The sequence below is a fragment of the Streptomyces plumbidurans genome (genome assembly GCF_019857225.1).
Classification (GTDB): domain Bacteria; phylum Actinomycetota; class Actinomycetes; order Streptomycetales; family Streptomycetaceae; genus Streptomyces; species Streptomyces plumbidurans.
Genome location: NZ_JAFJSY010000039.1, coordinates 44,223 through 63,371 on the forward strand (window position 1 = coordinate 44,223; position 19,149 = coordinate 63,371).

Consider the following 19,149-nt stretch of genomic DNA (forward strand, 5'->3'; position numbering starts at 1 on the left):
GCCCGACCCAGGTGGCTCCCGAGTACGAGGGCGGCGCTTCGACGACCGTCCTTCGCGGGACCTTCCTTACGCCGGCGCCTTCGCGGCGGCAGCGGAGTCGGCCATGGGTAGGGCCGTCGCCGCCTCGCGGTCAGGCGCGAGCGGGTCGGTCACCGTGCCGGTCTCTTCATCGAACAGCCCCTGCGCCAGCCTGGTCACCGCTGCGGGGACCGGCGGCGCCAGGTCGGCCACGGCGCGGAGACCGGACAGGACGTCGTCGGGTCGTACGGCAGGCGTCACGTGCCGAACAACCAGCCGCAGTATCGCACAGGGCTGGTCGGTCGGCCTATCAGCCGTCGAACTGTGCGTTTCCAGTTGTGCAACCGCCGAGCGGGCGTCGAAGGCGCGGATGCCGTTCTTGGTCTTGCGCTGCACCTCGACCGTCCCGGCGGCGTTGAAGGCCGCCACGGCGCGCTCCGCCTCGGCCGGGTCCACGCCGTCCAGCCGCAGCTCCCACACGGAAGCGGTGAGCCGGTCGGCGAGTCCGGAGACGCGTGCCTCGACCGCGTCGACGATGTCGAGCCCGGCGGGCAGCGACTCGTCGAGCAGCGCTCTCAGCCGCTCCGGATCCCGCGCCTCGGTGAGGGCGATCTCCAGATACTCCGCCTCACTGCCCGTGCCGGTGGGTGCGGCATTGGCGTACGACACCTTCGGATGCGGCGTGAACCCCGCCGAGTACGCCATCGGCACCTCGGCGCGGCGCAGCGCACGCTCGAAGGCGCGCTGGAAGTCACGGTGGCTGGTGAACCGGAGGCGGCCGCGCTTGGTGTAGCGCAGTCGGATGCGCTGCACCGCGGGTGCGGGCGGCGGGCCTTCGGGCTGTCGCTTGCCCAGTGTCGTTCAGTCCTTCGTGAGAGCGGTCGTACCTCTACCAAGAGTACGTGCCGCGGGGCCCACAGGTTCCCGCCGGTCCACAGCCTCGACGGGCAACGGCTCTCCGGCTTCGACCGACAGCGGCTCCCCGGCTTCGATCGGCACGGGCTCCGGTGTCGTGGCCGGCACGGGGGTACCGAAGAGCATCCGGCGGAAGTCGGCGCGGGCCTGCCGTACCGACTCCCGGGCCGACGCCAGGGCCATCCTGGTCGCGCGTGCCACGCCGCGCGCGGCCTGGGCGGCGGGGCGCAGCACGACGTCCCGCACGGCATGACCGACGGGGGTGAGCACGGTCCGACAGGCCCACCGCACGGGCTCGACGAAGATCCACCGGAAGAGGGTCCCCAGCGCCCGCCCCACGGCGAGCGAGATCCGTCCGGCGACCCGCCAGGCATGTCCGAGGGCCTGCCCGACCTCGCGCCCGACGACGGCCAGGACGTGTCCGACGGGCACGAGGACCCAGCGCCACAGGGCGAGCGCGGGCAGGACGAGGAGGACGCGCAGGATCCAGTACAGGCCGATCCCGATGCCGGTGGCGAGCAGGCCCACGAGGTGCGCGAGCCCCCTGGCGCACCAGGCGATCGCCCGCCCCACCGGCGCCAGCACCTGCTGGTGGAGCCAGGTGGCGGGGACGACGAGCAAGTACCGCGCGAGCCACTTGACGGCGGCGTACGCACCGGTCGCCAGGAGGGCGGGTCCGGCCCCGAGGAGGGCAAGGCCCTTCCCGATCCCGCGCAGCGCCCACATCACGGCGTGGCCGAGAGGCGTCAGCACACGCGCGTACAGCCACATGAGGCCATGTCCGAGAGGGGTCAGCACACAGCGGTACAGCCAGCCGAGAGGTACGACGAGGAGCACGTGCCCGAGCCGGCCGAGCGCCCTGCCGACAGGCACGACGACGTAGCGCCACAGCCCGACGAAGGGCCGGACGAGCAGGGCCCGCGCGAGCCACTGCAGCCCCCGTCCGAGCGGCCGCAGCACGGTGTCCTTCAGGAAGCGCCCCGCGACGACGAGCGCGTCCCAGACCATGCGCACCGGCAGGACCAGCACGAGTACGACGATCCGCACCGGAAGGCGGATCGCGACGACGAGGCATCCCTCGGGCTGCGCCTGTCGTACGGGCTGGTGTTGTCGTACGGGCTGGTGTTCCGGCGGCTCGGCGGGCGGCTTCTGCGGGTCCATACGTAGCTAGACGCCGCGGTCGCGCCCATGGATCCCTGATCGGTCACTCGCCCAGGGTCTGATCGGCGAGCAGCAGTGCGTGCCAGTACCTGTAGTAACGGACGCCCTCCCCGTGCCCGGTGAACTCGCAGTACTCGACGGCGGCCGCGACCGCCTCGATCACCGGCGCATAGGCGGAGACGGGCACCGGCACGGTGGCGTCCGGGCGGGGCGACGTCAGGGCGCGGATGGCCTGGTGCGCCGCGGCGATCACGTCACCGTCCAGCTCGGGGAGGTGCTCGCTCAACGTCCGGTAGTACGCCAGGTGTTGCTGCCGTGCCGTGGTGAGGAGATCGCTCGACTCAGTCATCGGCCCTCCGGTGGGCGACGGTGGCGCATGTTCGACGGGTGAGGAAGAACACGTGATGCCGTCAGACTATGGCGACTTCCGCGCAAGCGCCCTTCTCCGTCCGGGCGCGGCCCCCGGCCGGGCCAGAAGGCGGGCCGGGGGCCAAGGGTGATTCAGGCTGCGATGACGTCGAACTCGTTGCCCTCCGGGTCGGCGAAGGTGGCGTAGTGCAGGCCGGCGTCGACCTCGTTGAGCTTGGTGGCGCCCAGACCGGTCAGCCGGGTCACCTCGGCGTCGAAGTCCGTGGTGACGAAGTCGAAGTGCATCCGGTTCTTGACCTTCTTGTCCTCGGGGACCTGACGGAACCCGATGCGCGATCCGGCGACGGCCGGGTCCGCGGCGACACTCGCACTGGTCTCGTCGGCGCCGTCGTCGACGCTGCGCCCGAGGGCCTCGGCCCAGAAGGTCGCTACGACCTTGGCGTCACGGGCGTCGAAGGTGGTGCCGAACAGGGAAATGGACATGGCGATCTTCTTCCTTCGGGCAATCAGCAGCGGTCGCTTATGACAGCGACCGTAAGCCCGAACACTTCATTTTTGCAAGTTGACTTCGAGAAATGAATTGGACACCGGATCGCGGTGGGCCAGAGCGCGACGCCTTTGCCCGTGAGCCGGTACCCACTCCAGTTCAATCATTGAACCTACTGTGCTACGGTCCCCACCAGGAACAGTTCATTCACTGAACCGAGCGAATCGGCTTGCGCCGACCGGAGGTCACCCATGTCACCCACGTCATCCGTACTCATCACCGGCGCGTCCAAGGGCATAGGACGGGCCATCGCCCTCGAACTGGCGCACCGGGGCCACCGGGTCGTCGCCACCGCCCGGCGCCCGGAGACCCTGGCCGACCTGCCCGTCGACCAGCGCCTGCGTCTCGACGTCACCGACCAGGAGTCCGTCGACCGGGCCGTCAAGGACGCCGGTGACGTCGACGTACTGATCAGCAATGCCGGGGAAACCGTGCGCGCGCCCCTGGAGAGCGTCCCGCTCGCCGAGGTCGACCGGCTCTTCCAGCTCAACACGCTGGGGGCGCTCCGGGTGGCACAGGCCGTGCTGCCCGCCATGCGCGAAAGGGGAGCGGGTCGCCTGGTCTTCGTCTCCAGCATCCAGGGGCGGCTGGTGCTGCCCATGGTCGGGCCGTACGGCGCCAGCAAATGGGCCCTGGAGGCGCTCGCCGAGACACTGGCCATCGAGACGGGCCACTTCGGCATCAAGGTCAGCGTCGTACAGCCCGGCGCCGTCTCCTCCGGCGGCGCCGAGCGCGCCGGAGTGTTCCTGCGCGAGGACGACCCCTACGCCCCCCTCTACGACCAACTCCCCGCACTGCGCGGCAAGTTGATCACGCCGCAGGAGGTGGCCGCCGCGGTGGCCGACACCGTGGAACGGCCCGAGCCCCCACTGCGCGTACCGGTTGGCGCTCCCGCCGAGCGACTTCTGCAGGCCCGTAAAGAGGCACCGGAGAACGAGCCCTTCGTACCGGCCGGGATCGACTGGTAGCCGGTGGCCCCTCCGGACAGGGGCAGGGCCAGGGCTCGGACGCCTGGAACGCTACGCGGTAGGCGGCACCGGTGAGGTGGGCTCAATCGCCGAGGCGAAGGTCTTCGACGAGGCGGAAGCGTTCCAGAACCACCGGCGTCGTATCGTCCACCGTGAAGCCGGGGTCCTCCAGGGCCCCCCGCACCTCCTCGCTGTGCCAGAACCGCTCATGCCCCGCCCGCCACTCGGCCACGCTGGTGTCCCCCTCCCCCTCGTCCACCACGTGGGCAAGATCCACCTCCGCCAGCGGTACGACGCGCACGCCGGTCACCTCGATGGCGGCGACGGGACGCTCGTCCGAGTCGACGACCACGCAACGGTCCCCGACCTCCGGAAGAGCCTCTCCCTCGTGCTCGTAGTCGACGACCAGTCCCGTCGTGGACGTCTTGGAACCGTTGAGGATCGCTCCGACGAGCTGGTCCCGCAGCGGCCCGGGAAACCCGAACTCGGCCGTGGGCATGGAAGCGATGTCTGCGGATGGGGTGGACTCGGGAGTCATACGATCACCGTAACGACGCGCGGACAGTCGGCGCCGGTGCAGGTGTAGGGGTCACGCCCTGTCTTCGGGAGCGCTTTGTTGCGCGGACGGCCTCTCGTCGGCCTGTCGCTGCCGGGTGTCGGCCGCCTCGCCGTCGACGATGCGCTGCTCCCGCTCGTCGCGCGCATCCGCGCGGCGCAGCGCCGCCGCATTGCGGTCTAGCCGCTCCCGGCTGGCTTCCACCAGTCCCCGGGCCCGCTCGATCGCCTCGTACGAACGCTGCCGGTGGCTGGGGATCGCCCGGTTCTGCGCACGGGCCTGAGTGTCCAACCGGGTCTCCCACGCGGCGAGCCGCTGCTCGCGGTCGTCGGCCTGGCGCTCCCGCTCGTCAGCGACGCGCTGCCGCTCATCGGCCTGACGCTCCCGCTCGTCGGCGACAGCGTCCGCTGAAACGTGTCCCGCATCCAGCGGATCCGTATTCATGTCTGCCAGTATGCCGCTGCCGATGTGGCGGGGCAGCGGCAAACGCATGTCGAGAACGCGCCGCCGGCTCCGTCCCAGGGACGTCAGCGGCCGCCGATGGCCGCACACGTACGAAGGAGAAACCTGGCATGGCGATTCAGCGGATGGACAACGTCGGCATCGTCGTCGAGGACATGGACGCCGCCGTGGCGTTCTTCCTGGAACTCGGTATGGAGCTGGAGGGCAGGGCGCAGGTCGAGGGCGCCTTCGCCGACCAGTGCACCGGACTGGACGGGGTGCGCTGCGAGATCGCGATGGTCCGGACCCCGGACGGCCACGGCCGGCTCGAACTGGCGAAGTACCTCAACCCCACAGCGATCACCACCGAGCCGCGCGACAAGCCGCACAACATCCTGGGCACGCACCGCGTCATGTTCGCCGTGGACGACCTCAAGGACACCATCGCCCGCCTGCGCCCCCACGGCGCCGAACTCGTCGGCGAGATCGCCCGCTACGAGGACACCTATCTCCTCTGCTACCTCCGCGGCCCGGAGGGCATCATCGTGGGCCTGGCGCAACAGCTGCCCTAGCACGCGCGATCTGTGCGGTTCAGTAACTGGCGGTGCGGTCGAAGCGGGTGATGTTGAGTTTGATCCCCTTGACGCTCTTGAGCGTCGTGATGCCCTCGCCCCGGGCCGTCTGGCCGGGTTTCACGTCGGTCTCCAGTTCCGAACCGTTCTCCAGGCGAGTGCCACCGGCGTCGACCGCCTCCCATTGCCATGAGTAGTCGGACTTCTCTCCGCTGCTGTTCTTGATGGTCCAAACGACCCAGATATCGGCGATATCGGCTGTCGATCGGTCGTCCAACCGGAAACTGATCAGATCGGCTCGTTCGCTCGCAGGCTTCTTCGCCTGCCCCGGAGATGCCTTGGGGGTGGCGGTCGCGCTCGGCGCAGGTGTGGTGCTGTCGTCGCTGCCCCCGACTGCCACCACCAGCACGACCACCAAGATGACGATCACGGCCGCCACGGCCCCGGCACACCCCCAGAGGCAGCCCCGCCCCCGGCCCTTCTTCTGCGGCGGCCCTGGAGGAGGCCCCCACGTCCCGGCAGGCGGCGGGGAACCTTCCGGGCGGGGCCCCCATTGCGGACCGCCCTCCGGACCTCCGCCCACCGATGGATCACTCCCCGGCATACGAACCTCCTCCGCAGCGAATACCGCAACGCTAGGAAGCCAGGACACCCACGGCGAACCAGAGCGGCCACTCAGGTGACGACACACGAATCGAGCGACCCCACCAAGGCCGCTCGCACCAGAGCCCCAGCCCTCACCGATTCTGACCTCGCGCCATAGGGTCGACCGGTGACCGCATACGACACCTACGGCACAGACGTCCACTCGACGAGCGAACTCGTCCGGCTAGTCACCGATCTCCTCGAAGCCAACTTCACCGAGCGCGAAAGCGACTACCGGGGCGTTTACCGCCTCACCAGCGGCGGCTTCGGACGCATCGAGATCCAACCCAACCCCATCCCCCGAGAGACAGCCGAGTACTGCTTCGGGACCAGCCCTCAGACTCATTTTCATGACGGCAGCTCTTCCTCGCAGTCGGCACCGGACCACTGTTCTGGACACCTGTTCCGCTGCAGGCATTCCGAGCTCCCGCCGCTCAAGCTCGTCGCAGAGACAGCGACAGCCGGCGTCGTTCTCTGTCGACGCCCGTGACGAGGACCGTCAACTGGTCGCCGATCTTTACGACTTCCTCCGGCGCCGTTACAGGCACCGCACTCAACTCGGAGACATGCACCAGGCCCACAAGGCCATCGGCGACCTGAACGAAGACGCCGAACGGGAGCAGCTTGGTCACCCGCCCGCTCAGTCTCTGGCCCACTTCCATGCCTTCGGCGAACCCCAGGAAGGGGTCCGGCCGAGCATCCCGCAGAGAAAGCCGGGCCTCCCCGTTCCAGGTGTCGAACTGCAAGAACACGCACGACACCCGCTCCCCGATCTCAACGACCTCGGACGCCTCCTCGAAACGGCGCCACGACAGCTCGGGATGGGTGATGAACCCGACGCCGGGATAGACCGGATGGTCGGGCCCCTCGTCCAGCGCCACGAACACCCCGAACGTCTCGATCGCCGCCACTGTGCCGGCCACGAGCTCACCAGGGCGAAGCCTCTTGAGGAACGCCCACAGTTCCGGGTTTTCGGTAGCCGCCGTCGACAGCCGCACCCGGCCGGCATCCACATCCACAGCAATCACCTCACCGGTGATGCTCCGTCCGACCACAGCCACGTCGGCAAAGCTCCGCTGCCAGGAACCGTCCGACCACCCCACCGAACCGAGCGGGTGGCCAGGGAAACCGTCCAGGGTCACCGACATCTCGGACTGGGAGACCCCAGCGACCGTCCCGTGACAGACGTCCCCGACGCGGAGCCCAGCCAGAAACCTTCTGACGCCCTCGCGAGCCGCCTCATCCCCCACAGCCGGCTCCTCAATGCGAGTGCCCACTCCCCGCCGGCGTCGGACCCGCGTTCTTCACCGTGAGCGGCAGCAACTTCTTACCAGTCGGGCCGATTTGAATGGAAGTGTCCATCTGCGGGCATATGGACACACGCTTAAAACCAGCTCTACGGTCGCAGGCATGGTGACACGTACACGTAAGCGCACGGCGGCCGACCAGAGGCAGTACTCGGTCGAGGCCGAGTGGACTGACGCGGATCTCGCGCTCCTGGAGGAGCTGAAGCAGGCAGAGGCCTTACTACCCGAGGACGCGCCGCGGGCCCTCTTATCCATCCGCCTGTCTGTACTGACGGACGAAAGCACATCGCCCGTACGGCAAGAGCTTGACCTACGCATCCTCGCCAGAGAGCGCGGCTGTCGAGTCGTCGGCGTCGCCTCCGATCTCAACGTGTCGGCGACAAAGGTGCCACCGTGGAAGAGGAAGGAGCTCGGGGACTGGCTGAACAACCGCTCCCCCGAGTTCGACGAGCTGCTGTTCTGGAAGTTGGATCGCTTCGTTCGGCGCCTTTCTGATCTCTCGACGATGATCGAGTGGAGTCTGAAGCGCGGGAAGAACCTGGTCTCGAAGCACGACAGCCTTGATCTCACAACAACAGCTGGAAAGATCATGGTCACGATCATCGGCGGTATCGCTGAGATCGAATCGGCCAACACCTCCACCCGCGTCGCAAGCCTGTGGGACTACGCGAAGACCCAGGAAGAGTGGATCATTGGCAAGCCGGCGTACGGCTACGTCACAGGTGAAGACGGTTCGGGCAAGCCCAAGCTCGTCATCGATCCCGACGCGTACAAGGCTTTGCACTGGGCTCGGCGCATGGCGCTTCGAGGGCGCTCCGCCCGCTTCATGGTGCGGTGCCTAAAGCGCTCCGGCCTCATGAGCCAAGGGCTCACAGTGGCAACACTGCACCGCCGCCTCCGTAACCCTGCACTCCTTGGCTACCGAGTAGAGGAGGACAAGCAGGGAGGGCAACGGCGCTCGAAGCCTGTTCTCGGCAAGGAGGGCAGGCCGATCAAGGTTGGTCCCCCGATCTTCACCGAGGAGGAGTTCGAGACGCTCGGCGCCGCCCTCGACAAGCGTAAGAAGAACCAGCCCCCGCGCCGCGTCGGCGGAGCGACTCAGTTCCTTGGCGTCCTCTTGTGCGCTGACTGCAAGACGAACATGACCGTGCAGATCACGAACAACACCTGGGGGACCTACCGGTATCTCCGATGCCGCAACTGCAAGAGTGGCGGACTCGGAGCGCCCAACCCCGACCGGGTCTACGAGCGCCTGGTAGAAGACGTGCTCAAGGTCCTCGGCGACTTCCCGGTGCAGGTGCGCCAGTACGCCGAGGGTGCCGAAGTACGCCGAGAGATCAAACGTCTGCAAGAGTCCATCGCGCTGTACATGAAGGAACTCGAACCCGGAGGCCGATACACGAAGACCCGGTTCACGAAGGAGCAGGCAGAAGCGACGCTCGACAAACTCATCGGAGAACTCGAAGCCATCGACCCCGAGACGGCGAAGGACCGATGGGTCAACGTCCACGGAGGCAAGACGTTCCGTGAGCACTGGCAGGAAGGTGGCATGGAAGCCATGGCCGCAGACCTGTACCGAGTCGGCATCCGGTGTGAGGTCACCCGTACGAAGGTGCCGAAGGTCCGAGCCCCGAAGGTGCACCTTCGCCTGCTGATCCCGAAGGATGTACGCGAGCGCCTCGTGATCCGTGAGGACGACTTCGCCGACGCCCTCTGACCCTAGTCCGGCCCGCACACGAATTAGCCGCCTTCCCCAGCTTCGGGGGAGGCGGCTTCGTGTCTCACTCGAACCACGACTCGGCGTCAAACGGTCTTTCCGTGCCGTCTTCATCCACAATCACGATCTCACTCTCGATCAGGTTCTTGGTCCCGTCATCCCTGGAGCTCTCAGGCTCGGGCAGAGGCGTTATCGGCTCCACCCCCCTGTCGCCCCTTGCACCGCCTCGACGTAGAGCCGTCGCGACTCTGCTAGGTCGTCGGCGATTCCAGCGGCTATGAGGGCAGCGCCAGGGGTGTGGCCGGAGCCGACGTAGCGCCACTGCCGTTCGGTGATCGCGTCGGGCCCGTCGCCGTGGCCCATGTGATCGGCGCGTTGGGCGCGTAAGGCCGCGTAAGTAGTGGAGTAGGCACGGGACTTGGTGAGGATGTGGCCCCGGTAGCCGAGGGTGTGTGTCCAGGCCCGGAGGCGGAGGGGTTCGTACTCGGGGAGGCCGCCGAAGCGCCAGCAGGCCCGCATGAGGGTGCGGACGTGTGTGCTGACGGGGGCCGACTCGATGTCTGCCCAGGCGGTGAGTGGGTGGTCGAGGCCGGCGCCTGTCTCGCTGGCTCCCTTGGTGACGTACTTCGCGACGTACGCGGCCACCGCATCGTCATCAGGGCCGTCGCCCTTACTGCGCAGCGGCCGCGCGTCGACCTGCGCACCCCAGCGCAAGGCCAGCTCACCCGTGGCCGGGCTGTAGGGCGAGCGGACCAGGACGCGGCGGGCAGAGGCGCGCACGGCGTCGGTGAGCAATTCGGTCGTTGCCCACGCCGGGGGTTCGTCACCCGACCCGTCCGGCCCGTCGAGGCGGACGACAGCGTGCACATGGACCGCCGCCCGCTTCTGGTACTCGGCGACGCGGGCGAAGGACAGCCGAGCGTGCCGGGCGAAGTGGGACTGTACGAGGCCGACCGAGGAGGCCAGGCGCCGCCTGACGTCGATGACGAAGCGGTCCCACAGCTTGGAGGCGTGCGCGTGCCACAGGACGTGGGCGGTGTAGTCGTAGCAGTCGGGGCACAGTGGTTGGCCGACGGCCGGGGCGTCCGGAGTGTGCACGGTGCCGCAGCCGAGGGGGCGGCCGTGTTCGCAGTTGCCGCCGTCGCGGCGAGGACGGCAGACCCCTCCGGCACGGTGGACCGGGCCGAAGGACGGGGCGGTCAAAGTGACGAAGAGCCGGGGGCGGTGCCGGACCGTCGCGGGGACGTTTTTGCCGCCGAGGAGGCCCGCGCGGACCAGGTGGAAGGTGTCTCCGGCGTGGAGGCGGGAGCAGGCCGGGCAGACGGTGGCGCGGCGGTTGCGGCAACGGACGAGGAGGCGTTCACCGGGTTCGTTGCGGGTGTCGTAGTGGTGCAGGATCTCGCCGGTTGTGCCGTCCACGGTGGTGGTCGAGCCGGAGAGGTGGATGGGGTGGGAGCAGCCGCCGGTGGCGGTGATCTGCTCCAGCCAGCGTGAGAACTTGGGGTCTTGGGCGATGCGGATTGCGTCGCGGTCTGCTTCGGGAAGCTGACGCAGGCGCGCCGCGCGGTCGAGGACGGCGCGCCTGTCAGCCGGGGTGAAGTCCGGGGTGATGGTGGTGACCTTCCGGGGTGGGCCGCCGAGGCGGCACGGTGGGTGGGTGGTGGCGCGTGGTCCGTCATGGGGATCACCTTTCTTGTGCGGCAGGCGGGGTGGGGTTCAGCGGATGGTTCCGGTGCCCCGGCAGACGCGGCAGCGCCGCAGCCGTCCGGTCCAGGTCTTGCGGGCTCCGTCGCCCTTGCAGTGGGGGCACCTCACGCGAGGCATCGGCATGGCCGTGCGTCCTTTCTGCTCAGGTGTGGGAGAAGCCGCTGACGAGCCAGGTGACGAGTCCGTGGATGGTGAAGACCACCGGGGTCTGGCCCAGGTAGAGGCCGAAGAGGCCGACGCAGACCGCTTCCCAGGCCCGCACATCACGGGAGCGGACGAGGAGGACGGTGATGATCCCGAAGATCACCGCGAACGTGACCGCCGTTCCTTCGCTGATCACTGGTCGTCTCCTTCCAGCACCTCGACGGCGCCGTGCAGGGTGGGCAGTACGGGAGCAACGGTCGAGTACTTCCGCGCGATCGCTATGGCCTCTTCGGTCGGCGTGAGGTGGGAGCGGGCGCGGCTCCAGCCGCCGTCCGGTCCCGTGCACACGGCCACGCCGCGTTCCTCCGCCGTGATCGACTGCGCGACGGCCACGGCGTCCTTGTTCAGGTCGCCCAAGGTCATCTCTGCCGTACCGGGGTCGTTGACCCGGTGGCAGATCCGGCCGCCGAGCTGCGCTCGCAGGGCGGTGACGCCGGGGCCGAGGTCGGAGCCGACGCGCTGTCCGGCGACGACCAGGTGCAGGCCGAGCGCGGCCCCGAGTTGGGCGAGGCGGAGCAGGAGCGTCGAGCACTGCTCCGTCTCTGCCCTGCTCTCGCGCGTGCCGTCGGAAAGATAGAGTTCCGCGATCTCGTCGACGATCACGACGACGGGCACCGGACGCAGCTTGTCGGGCAGCTCCCAGATCGAGCGGACACCCGCCGTCCGGCAGGCACTCATCCGGGCTTGCATGTCGACCACCAGGGCAGAGAGCACGGTCACCGCCTCACGCCTGCACGTGGCCAGCGCGCTCAACCGCCCGGCGAACAGGCCGAGTTCCATGCCGCCCTTGCAGTCGATGCCGACCAGGGCGACGGGCTGCCCCGCGAGTTGGGTGATCAGCCGTGCCAGCAACGTGGACTTACCCGAGCGAGTCGCCCCGGCGATCAGCCAGTGCGGCACGAGCCGTAGGTTCATCACCCAGGCGCCGCCGCTCTCCAGGACGCCGATGAGCGCGGAGAGGAGTTCGGCCGGGGCCGTGGCTAACCCAGGGCGTTCCAGCGGATCCGTGGCTGTCGCCGTCAGCAACACGAGGCCGCGTTCCGGTGAGGTGACCCGGACCGCGTGAACCTTCCACGCGTGCACCAGGGCGTCAGCTGCCTTCAGATACGTCGCCGGGGTCTGGCCCGCGTGCAGCCGCACCGTCACGGTCAGGCCCACGCGGGTAGCCCGCGGGAACGAGATCCGGGGAGCCACCGGGCGCAGCGGGTCGCCCTTGACCACCAGGTCCCCGAGCAGCCCGCGCGGCGGGCGACGTGACACCGCGAGGTCATTGAGCATGGCGACCTTGCGCCACGTCGCGAGCACCCGGCACGCGGTCACCATGTAGCCGACGAGGTACCAGTGCCAGACCGGGCGATGCCGGCGAACCAGGTCACCGACCACGAGCACCCAGGCCAGCGCTGCCACGCCGAGGGCGAGCAGGATGGGTCCCATCACGCGTCACCGCCCTTGCGCTGCGCGGGAGTTGCGTGCGCAGGCGTGACGGCGTCCGCGCGGAAGCTGACGCCGTTGCGGTCGCCCATCGCCCAGACGAACGCCGTCAGTCCGGTGACCTTGACGGCCTGGCCCGGTTCGAGCCCCTGGGGCTCACCGCTCACGGCGATCTCGATGACGGATATACGCCGCCCGTCCGGCCGCACGATGACGGCCACGGTGTACACCGGGTTGCCGTCTCGGTCCTTCTTCACCTCCTGCGTCTCGAAGTTACTGAACTTCACTTCGGGCACGTTGGCGCACCGCAGTACGCCCAGCCGTGCCGTGTCCACGGGAATGGACTGCATTTCGTCGGCCTCCTTGGCCAGTCGGGACGTCAGCTATAGTGCTGACGTCACTTGTCCTTACGAGTTACGACTATGGAGCTCTGTACGGGACGAGTGCAACTACTTATGCTGACGAGTGATGTCGCGCGTGCGACGTGACTATGACCCCAACCCGACGGAGACACCCAGATGTCGGAGATCCAGCGTCCCGGCGCCCTTTACCAGCAGGTGGCCGCCGCCATCCGCGAAGCGATCCTGTCCGGCGAGTTCGCGCCCGACTCCCTGTTGCCGTCCGAGGCACAGCTCATGGCCCGCTACGAGGTGTCGCGGCCGACCGTCCGCAACGCCATCGCGGCTCTGCGCGCGGAAGGCCTCATCGACGTCCGTCACGGCAAGGGCAGTTTCGTACGCTCCAGCGGACAGCCCGTACTCACCCTTGAGCGACGCATCAGCCGTACCACCGAGGGCAAGTTCGTCATGCCCAACGGCGACATCTGGCAAGAGGCCGAGGCCCCGGCCGCGTACCGCGCCCGCACCACGAAGGACACAGGCCACCTGCTCCAACTCGACACGGATGAAGCCCTGTTCGGCTGCGACCGTCTGCTCATCGATCCGAGCACCGGGACACGAGCCATGCACCGCACCTTGATCCCGTTTGAGGTCGCCGAGATCGTCCCGCTGCTTGCCGAGGAGCCGTGCAAGCGCCCAGCGGCGTTCTACCGTCTGCTCACCGAGGACGGCCACAAGCTGAGCTGGTCCGAGACAGTACGCGCCCGGATGCCACTGCCCGACGAGCGGGCCACGATGAAGCTCCCGGACGCGACCCCGATCCTGCACCTCGCACGGGTCACTCACGACACCGACAACCGGCCCCTGATCCTCGAAGAACTCCGCGTCGGTGCGGACCGCGCTGAAGTCTCGTACCGGATCACCGCTGACAAGCAGCCCGCGCGACGCGCCCGCGCCTGAGTGGCAACCGGAATCGGTCGAAACACCCTTCACTTCCTCAAGGGCGCGCCTGCGGCGCGCCGGGCCGCCCGGCCGCCCCGGCCGGGCGTGCGGCGTGGCCGCCGGTCCCGTCCGGTCGCCGGACGCCCCCACCCGCAGCACGCCAAGGGAGTCGAGGCGACAACCGGCCGTCGCGGGCCGGGGCGTGGTGGGCTGGGGGTCGACGGCCTCCGAGACTTTAGGCAGCCACCATGGGGCGAGCCTCGAAGAACAGGGGGCCGATCGGGCTATTGCGGGCAGGTCCAAGGACTGCCCGATCCGCTGGCGAGCGTAAGGCCCCCTGTTCACTCGCCCCATGGCAGCTCCAGCCCAAAGTCTCTCCGGCCGGCGACGTGCCCACGTGCACCGCTCACCAGCGAGAAGACGCCTCATGCTGCACCACCGTCGCCACCCGTGCGCGCCTCCAGCAACCCAGCGAGCCGCTCCACCGCACCGGGCCAGCCCGCCAGCCGCACGACCCCGCGCCCGCCCTCATCCGTCGATGCCACGGCCCGCACGGCGGACAGCTCGAATCCCATACCCAGGAGCGCCCGGTTGAGCCGATCAGCGGCCTCGTGCGCCTCACGCCACGCCGCGATGTAGTCGACGCCGGACACCCAGAGACCGGAGTCCACGCCCGGCACGTCGAGACCGTCGTTCAGCCAGTCCTCACCGAAGCCAGTCACCTTGCCCACCTCTGCCCTGATCTACGTAACGGATCGTCAACTTCCTTGGCCCAGGGCACAAATGCAGCACGACGGCCCCGGTACCATCAGGCACCGGGAACCGCCGTGTTCCCAGCCGGGCCACCCTTCGCTTTCCAGGGCTGATGGGGTGGCCCGGTCTCGGTATTGGGTTGTGAAGCGCGGCCCCTCACGCGGGAGGGGAGCCCCCGGACGTCCGAGAGGCCGCGCCCCTTCGGCCGGAGTGGTCAGACTCCGACCAGTGACCGGATCGCCGCCCACTCCCGATCGCGAGGGGAGCAGATCGGGGCGGCGACCCGGCGTCTGTCAGGCCGAGTTCTCGGCCCAGAGCCGGTCAAGGTCCAGGCGAGCCCAGACCGTCTTGCCGCCGCCGTTGAGTCCTGGCGACCACCAGAGCGCGTCAGCCAAACGCTGAATGATCAGCAGGCCGCGCCCCCGGTCTGGCAACAGCGCCTCGACGAAATCCCCCGCCAGGTCCGGCGAGATGAACTCACCACCCGGAAGGTCGGGCGGGGACGAGTCCTCATCCGAAACGCCGATCGCCAGCAGACCGGGCCAGTTCATGAGCCACACGTCGATACGGCGCCCAGCTCCAGGTGCCGCCAGGCAGTCATCCGGAATGGCGTGGTGCACGACGTTGCCGACCAGCTCCGACGTGATGAGCTGCGCGTCATCGACCGCGTACGCGATGCCCCAGGTTCGGAGGTAGGAACCGACCATGTCCCGCGCCGCCTTCACGCAGTCCGGGTCCTCCGCATAAAGCGTCATCGCCCGGAAATGGCCGTTGGCCGCATCGTGCACCGAGTGACGCGGAGGGCCCGCCGTCGAGGCGTTCGCTGCGTGTTTGCTCTGCCGCACTTCCACCGCGTTCCCTCCCGAGTGCTGGCGGGCCCTCTCGCCCGCCGATCTGTGCCGACCAGTGAACGGCGCGGGCAGCTGACGCGGGAGCGTTCATCAGGGGGTTCACGTGAACACGCGCAAAGGCAAAGGGGGTTCGCGAATGAACCCCCCGGACCGATACTGCTGTGCCACGATGAATACTCGCCGTCATTCTCGGGTTGGCAGGGGAGCATGAGCCGAGAGCCAAACGCGCACTTAATCGCCGTCATGGACGAAGCGAAGATCTCGAACAAGGGCCTTGCGAAACGCATGACCGACGAGGCCGACCGTCGGGGCATCGAGCTGGGCACAACGCATGTCTCAGTCAAGCGATGGCGAGACGGCTCGAGCATCCGGCCGCAGACAGCGGCGATCATGGCGCATGTCCTGTCAGCCAAACTCGGCCGCCGCATCACACCCGGCGATCTCGGTTTCTTCGGCGACACACAGGCGACCACGCCGGAGCCGATCGGCTACCCCAGGACAGTGCCGGATGTCCTGTCCACCCTTGACGGACTCGCCCAGGAACGCGCCGACGCCCCGGTCTCGGACCAACTGATCATCGCGGAGGCCGACCTCAGCTCAGCCGTCCTGTCATGGATCATCGCGCGCCCCGACGGCATCCAGGCCGACAGACCCGCTCACCAACGAGTGGGCATGCGTGACGTCAGGGCGATCAGAGACGCCGCCGGAACGTTCATGGCGCTGGACTTCAAATACGGCGGAGGCCACGGCCACAAAGCACTACGCCACTACTTCCGGCACGAAGTGCTGCCCCTCCTGAACGCGAGCTACACCGAGAAGGTAGGCACGGCACTGTTCGGCGCCGCCGCCGAGGTCTCCCAATTACTCGCGTGGACCGCCTACGACGCCGGTAATCACCGACTCGCCCACCGCTATCTCACCTCCACACTGCGCCTATCCCAGGTCATCGACGACCGCATGTTCGGCGCCCGCATCCTGGGCAACCTCAGCCACCAGGCGAACTACCTCGGCAACCACGCCCAGGCCATCCAACTCGCCCGCGCCGCCGTCGAGGGCGCCCACGGACGAGCCACCCCACGCGCCATGGCCTTGAACTCGGCGATGGAAGCCCGCGCTCTCTCCAACGCAGGCGACCACACCGGGGCAGGCCGCGCGATGAACGAGGCCGAACGCCACTTCGAGCGCGCCAACGCTGCCGAAGACCCGGCCTGGCTCGGCTACTTCGACGAAGCGGAACTCATGGGCGAACTCTGCCACTGCTTCCGCGACCTCAAGATGCGCAGGGAAGCCGTCGAACAGGCGCAGCGCGCCGTGGACAACACCGACCCGAAATACGCCCGCACTCTGGGCTTTTGCCGCATGGTGCTTGCCCAAAGCCAGCTACTCAACGGAGAGTTGGAAGCCGCCGTCACCACCGCGAGCCTCGCAGTCGACGGCGGCGATTCCCTCCAGTCCACCCGATTCCAGCGCTACGTGACCGACTTCCAGAACGAGGTCAGCGTGCACGTCACGAACCCCGCCGTGGCCGCCTTCAACGAGAAGGTGCGCGACGCCCTCAGCCGCCTGGACGAGGACGACGAGTAGCAGTAGCTACCAGGGCCGCCAGTCCCGTGGCGCATCGTCGTTCCGCAAACCTGCGATGCGCCGGCGGTACTCGGCCGCGGTCTCCTCGTCCTCCCGAATGTTCTGCATGAGCCAGGTCGTCATGCCGAACTCTTGGATGCCCCGAAGCGTCTCGTAACCGGGCCAGTCGTACAGGTCGCGCCCATACGCAGCCACGAAGTCGGCGTACTGCTCGTCTGTCTGCCAGCCAAGGCTGTGATGCTCCACCGCCGTCACCATGAGATCCCACTCAGGGTGGTCGTAACAGAACGCCTCGAAGTCGATGAGGAGCACGCGCCCCTGCTCGTCCACCATGAGGTTCTGCACATGGGCATCCCCGTGCACCGGCCCCTTCGGCGTCTCGAACCGCAACTCCGCGTACTTGTCCCGCAGTTCCCGCCACCGCTTCCGCAAGAACGCCCTGTCGTCATCCGGGATCACAGCCCGGTCGAGCCGCAGCTCCTGCTTGTCGAAGGGCTCAAAGGACGGAAGTACCAAACCTTCCGGCAGGGTCAGCGAGTGCAGCTCCCGCAGGATGCCGCCCAACTCCCCGTAGGTGGCCTTACGGTCACCCTCAACGATCAGGTGCCAGAAGGTCACCGGATGACCGTCGATCACAACAGGCTGCTCCAGATCCTCGACGATCCGAGCGGCCGGGAACCCTTCCCCCGCCAACCACCGCGACACGGCCACTTCGGTACGGGCCCTGGGCAACCACTCTTCCCCACGGGTGACACGGACGATTACCGGCACGGAGGCCAGCCGAAACAGCGCGTTCTCCCCGAGCCTGATCAACTCCGCGCCTCTGTCGTCGAGTCCAGCAGCCCGGCACGCGGCAGCCATCACCCGCGCAGCCCTCGCCGACGTGAACCCCTCTTCCGATCGAGCAGCGTCAACCGCCATGCCCGTACCAGCTCCCCTAGTCGCGCGCGATCAACCGGAGCACGCCTACGGGTGACCAACCCGGCGTGCGCCAGACACGACCATGAACGTACCCAGCAGCGGCCGATCGAGGCGAGTGGCGGCATTCGAGTACGCGGCACACGCCCGCTTAGGCATAGCGTTCATCGAGTGGCCTCGCGGGTCGCCGGGCGGCCAACGCTGTCAGTACGGTAGGCCTGCGACGCTCGCTGACTTCTTCCCTGAGGGCCCGAGGCGCGTGAACCGTAGCCTTCCACTCGACATTTTTGAAGCCGGTCAGTTACCGGTTGCCTGACCATCCGCGCAAGCGCGGGGAGCACTCACCGCCTGGCAGATCCACACCATGACCGACGGGACCATCCCCGCAGGCGCGGGGAGCACGCGGGGAAGTCCTCGAAGAGGCGAGCCGAGTAGGGACCACCCCCGCAGGCGCGGGGAGCACTTCACCGCCGCGCTCCTCGTGGCCGCCACCGTGGGACCATCCCCGCAGGCGCGGGGAGCACCCGACCAAGGACTCCCTTCTTGACGAGCTGGAGGGACCATCCCCGGAGGCGCGGGGAGCAGGTCATCGGGGTGTCCTTGCCCTTGTTGTCGGGGGGACCATCCCCGCAGGCGCGGGGAGCACAGCCCGCGCCGCACCGGATGGGACCTGTCCCAGGGACCATCCCCGCAGGCGCGGGGAGCGCGCAGAACGTCAAGGCCGCCCGCGCCGCGATCCGGGACCATCCCCGCAGGCGCGGGGAGCACCGGGCGCGCATCTTGGGGAGGCTGACGGCCCGGGGACCATCCCCGCAGGCGCGGGGAGCACGGTCTGACCGCGGCGACGTCGGACGTGGCGCTGGGACCATCCCCGCAGGCGCGGGGAGCACATCGGGGCGCGCCGTTCTTCCACCCAGTTGGGGGGACCATCCCCGCAGGCGCGGGGAGCACGAACTGGCGGAGCTCGGCGACGGCGGCGGCGTGGGACCATCCCCGCAGGCGCGGGGAGCACTCAGCGTCGACACCGAGCCGCTGAAGGCTCACGGGACCATCCCCGCAGGCGCGGGGAGCACGAGGGCGGCGTTGAGGCGGTTGACGTAGCCCGAGGACCATCCCCGCAGGCGCGGGGAGCACGGCTCCACGATGCCGTACGCGCCGGGGCCGTGAGGACCATCCCCGCAGGCGCGGGGAGCACAGGATCTGGC

At 68.6% G+C, this 19,149-nt stretch carries 20 protein-coding genes and 1 CRISPR repeat array (1 of these 21 cut by a window edge); of the genes, 5 read left to right on the forward strand and 15 right to left on the reverse strand.

What is annotated here, in order from left to right; translation table 11 throughout:
* Positions 1-66 precede the first annotated feature (66 nt).
* The 4 genes from JYK17_RS24065 to JYK17_RS24080 form a co-directional block, all read right to left on the reverse strand.
* Entirely contained in the window at positions 67-831 is a 765-nt protein-coding gene (locus JYK17_RS24065; protein ID WP_108014651.1) for a TIGR03936 family radical SAM-associated protein, read from the reverse strand.
* A 48-nt stretch (positions 832-879) separates the two neighbouring features.
* A complete protein-coding gene (locus tag JYK17_RS24070; protein WP_222811152.1) occupies positions 880-2,094 on the reverse strand; it encodes a phage tail tape measure protein in 1,215 nt (404 codons plus the stop codon).
* Between the two features lie 43 nt (positions 2,095-2,137).
* Complete coding sequence (locus JYK17_RS24075) at positions 2,138-2,443, reverse strand: hypothetical protein (protein WP_222811153.1); 306 nt, start codon at positions 2,441-2,443, stop codon at positions 2,138-2,140.
* Positions 2,444-2,595: 152 nt separating this feature from the next.
* Positions 2,596-2,946: a VOC family protein gene (locus JYK17_RS24080; protein WP_222811154.1), complete on the reverse strand. Its 351-nt coding sequence runs from the start codon at positions 2,944-2,946 to the stop codon at positions 2,596-2,598.
* Between the two features lie 255 nt (positions 2,947-3,201).
* Between JYK17_RS24080 and JYK17_RS24085 the strand changes: the two genes are divergently transcribed.
* Complete coding sequence (locus JYK17_RS24085) at positions 3,202-3,978, forward strand: SDR family oxidoreductase (RefSeq protein WP_108014654.1); 777 nt, start codon at positions 3,202-3,204, stop codon at positions 3,976-3,978.
* A gap of 82 nt (positions 3,979-4,060) precedes the next feature.
* Here JYK17_RS24085 and JYK17_RS24090 read toward each other — a convergent pair whose 3' ends face one another.
* Entirely contained in the window at positions 4,061-4,516 is a 456-nt protein-coding gene (locus JYK17_RS24090) for an ASCH domain-containing protein (protein ID WP_108014655.1), read from the reverse strand.
* Between the two features lie 51 nt (positions 4,517-4,567).
* Positions 4,568-4,978, reverse strand: coding sequence for a hypothetical protein (locus tag JYK17_RS24095; protein ID WP_128802928.1), 411 nt, complete (start codon positions 4,976-4,978; stop codon positions 4,568-4,570).
* A 128-nt stretch (positions 4,979-5,106) separates the two neighbouring features.
* Here JYK17_RS24095 and JYK17_RS24100 point away from each other — a divergent pair, with 128 nt between their 5' ends.
* Positions 5,107-5,547, forward strand: coding sequence for a VOC family protein (locus JYK17_RS24100; protein ID WP_108014657.1), 441 nt, complete (start codon positions 5,107-5,109; stop codon positions 5,545-5,547).
* Between the two features lie 19 nt (positions 5,548-5,566).
* Here JYK17_RS24100 and JYK17_RS24105 read toward each other — a convergent pair whose 3' ends face one another.
* Both JYK17_RS24105 and JYK17_RS24110 read right to left on the reverse strand, forming a co-directional pair.
* Positions 5,567-5,986: a hypothetical protein gene (locus tag JYK17_RS24105; protein ID WP_234547801.1), complete on the reverse strand. Its 420-nt coding sequence runs from the start codon at positions 5,984-5,986 to the stop codon at positions 5,567-5,569.
* 640 nt (positions 5,987-6,626) lie between these two features.
* Entirely contained in the window at positions 6,627-7,334 is a 708-nt protein-coding gene (locus JYK17_RS24110) for a S1 RNA-binding domain-containing protein (RefSeq protein ID WP_234548458.1), read from the reverse strand.
* 268 nt (positions 7,335-7,602) lie between these two features.
* Between JYK17_RS24110 and JYK17_RS24115 the strand changes: the two genes are divergently transcribed.
* The gene (locus JYK17_RS24115; RefSeq protein ID WP_222811155.1) at positions 7,603-9,216 is read left to right on the forward strand and encodes a recombinase family protein; all 1,614 of its coding nucleotides are present in this window, start codon (positions 7,603-7,605) and stop codon (positions 9,214-9,216) included.
* Positions 9,217-9,405: 189 nt separating this feature from the next.
* Here the strand turns inward: JYK17_RS24115 and JYK17_RS24120 are convergent, their stop codons facing one another.
* The 4 genes from JYK17_RS24120 to JYK17_RS24135 all read right to left on the reverse strand — a co-directional run bounded on the left by JYK17_RS24120 (position 9,406) and on the right by JYK17_RS24135 (position 12,908).
* Complete coding sequence (locus JYK17_RS24120; protein ID WP_222811174.1) at positions 9,406-10,770, reverse strand: replication initiator; 1,365 nt, start codon at positions 10,768-10,770, stop codon at positions 9,406-9,408.
* Between the two features lie 295 nt (positions 10,771-11,065).
* Positions 11,066-11,263 carry a hypothetical protein gene (locus JYK17_RS24125; RefSeq protein WP_222811156.1) on the reverse strand — a complete coding sequence of 66 codons (198 nt, stop codon included), beginning with the start codon at positions 11,261-11,263 and terminating at the stop codon, positions 11,066-11,068.
* Positions 11,260-12,561, reverse strand: a complete 1,302-nt coding sequence (locus JYK17_RS24130; RefSeq protein WP_222811175.1) for an FtsK/SpoIIIE domain-containing protein — start codon at positions 12,559-12,561, stop codon at positions 11,260-11,262. Before JYK17_RS24130 ends, JYK17_RS24125 begins: the two co-directional genes overlap by 4 nt.
* Positions 12,561-12,908 (reverse strand): SCO3933 family regulatory protein, encoded by a 348-nt coding sequence (locus JYK17_RS24135; protein WP_222811157.1) that lies wholly within the window; start codon positions 12,906-12,908, stop codon positions 12,561-12,563. The genes JYK17_RS24130 and JYK17_RS24135 overlap by 1 nt, the downstream gene beginning before the upstream one ends.
* Positions 12,909-13,076: 168 nt before the next feature.
* Here JYK17_RS24135 and JYK17_RS24140 point away from each other — a divergent pair, with 168 nt between their 5' ends.
* A complete protein-coding gene (locus JYK17_RS24140; protein ID WP_222811158.1) occupies positions 13,077-13,856 on the forward strand; it encodes a GntR family transcriptional regulator in 780 nt (259 codons plus the stop codon).
* 407 nt (positions 13,857-14,263) lie between these two features.
* Here JYK17_RS24140 and JYK17_RS24145 read toward each other — a convergent pair whose 3' ends face one another.
* Positions 14,264-14,560 (reverse strand): hypothetical protein, encoded by a 297-nt coding sequence (locus JYK17_RS24145; RefSeq protein ID WP_222811159.1) that lies wholly within the window; start codon positions 14,558-14,560, stop codon positions 14,264-14,266.
* 324 nt (positions 14,561-14,884) lie between these two features.
* A complete protein-coding gene (locus JYK17_RS24150; protein WP_222811160.1) occupies positions 14,885-15,442 on the reverse strand; it encodes an ATP-binding protein in 558 nt (185 codons plus the stop codon).
* A 207-nt stretch (positions 15,443-15,649) separates the two neighbouring features.
* Here JYK17_RS24150 and JYK17_RS24155 point away from each other — a divergent pair, with 207 nt between their 5' ends.
* Positions 15,650-17,026 (forward strand): NsdA family TPR-like regulatory protein, encoded by a 1,377-nt coding sequence (locus JYK17_RS24155; RefSeq protein WP_222811161.1) that lies wholly within the window; start codon positions 15,650-15,652, stop codon positions 17,024-17,026.
* Between the two features lie 6 nt (positions 17,027-17,032).
* On the opposite strand, the gene JYK17_RS24160 is transcribed toward JYK17_RS24155, so the two are convergent.
* The gene (locus tag JYK17_RS24160) at positions 17,033-17,947 is read right to left on the reverse strand and encodes a phosphotransferase enzyme family protein (RefSeq protein WP_222811162.1); all 915 of its coding nucleotides are present in this window, start codon (positions 17,945-17,947) and stop codon (positions 17,033-17,035) included.
* A gap of 309 nt (positions 17,948-18,256) precedes the next feature.
* A CRISPR array of direct repeats spans positions 18,257-19,149; the repeat unit is 29 nt; unit sequence GGGACCATCCCCGCAGGCGCGGGGAGCAC; it runs 906 nt beyond the window's last position.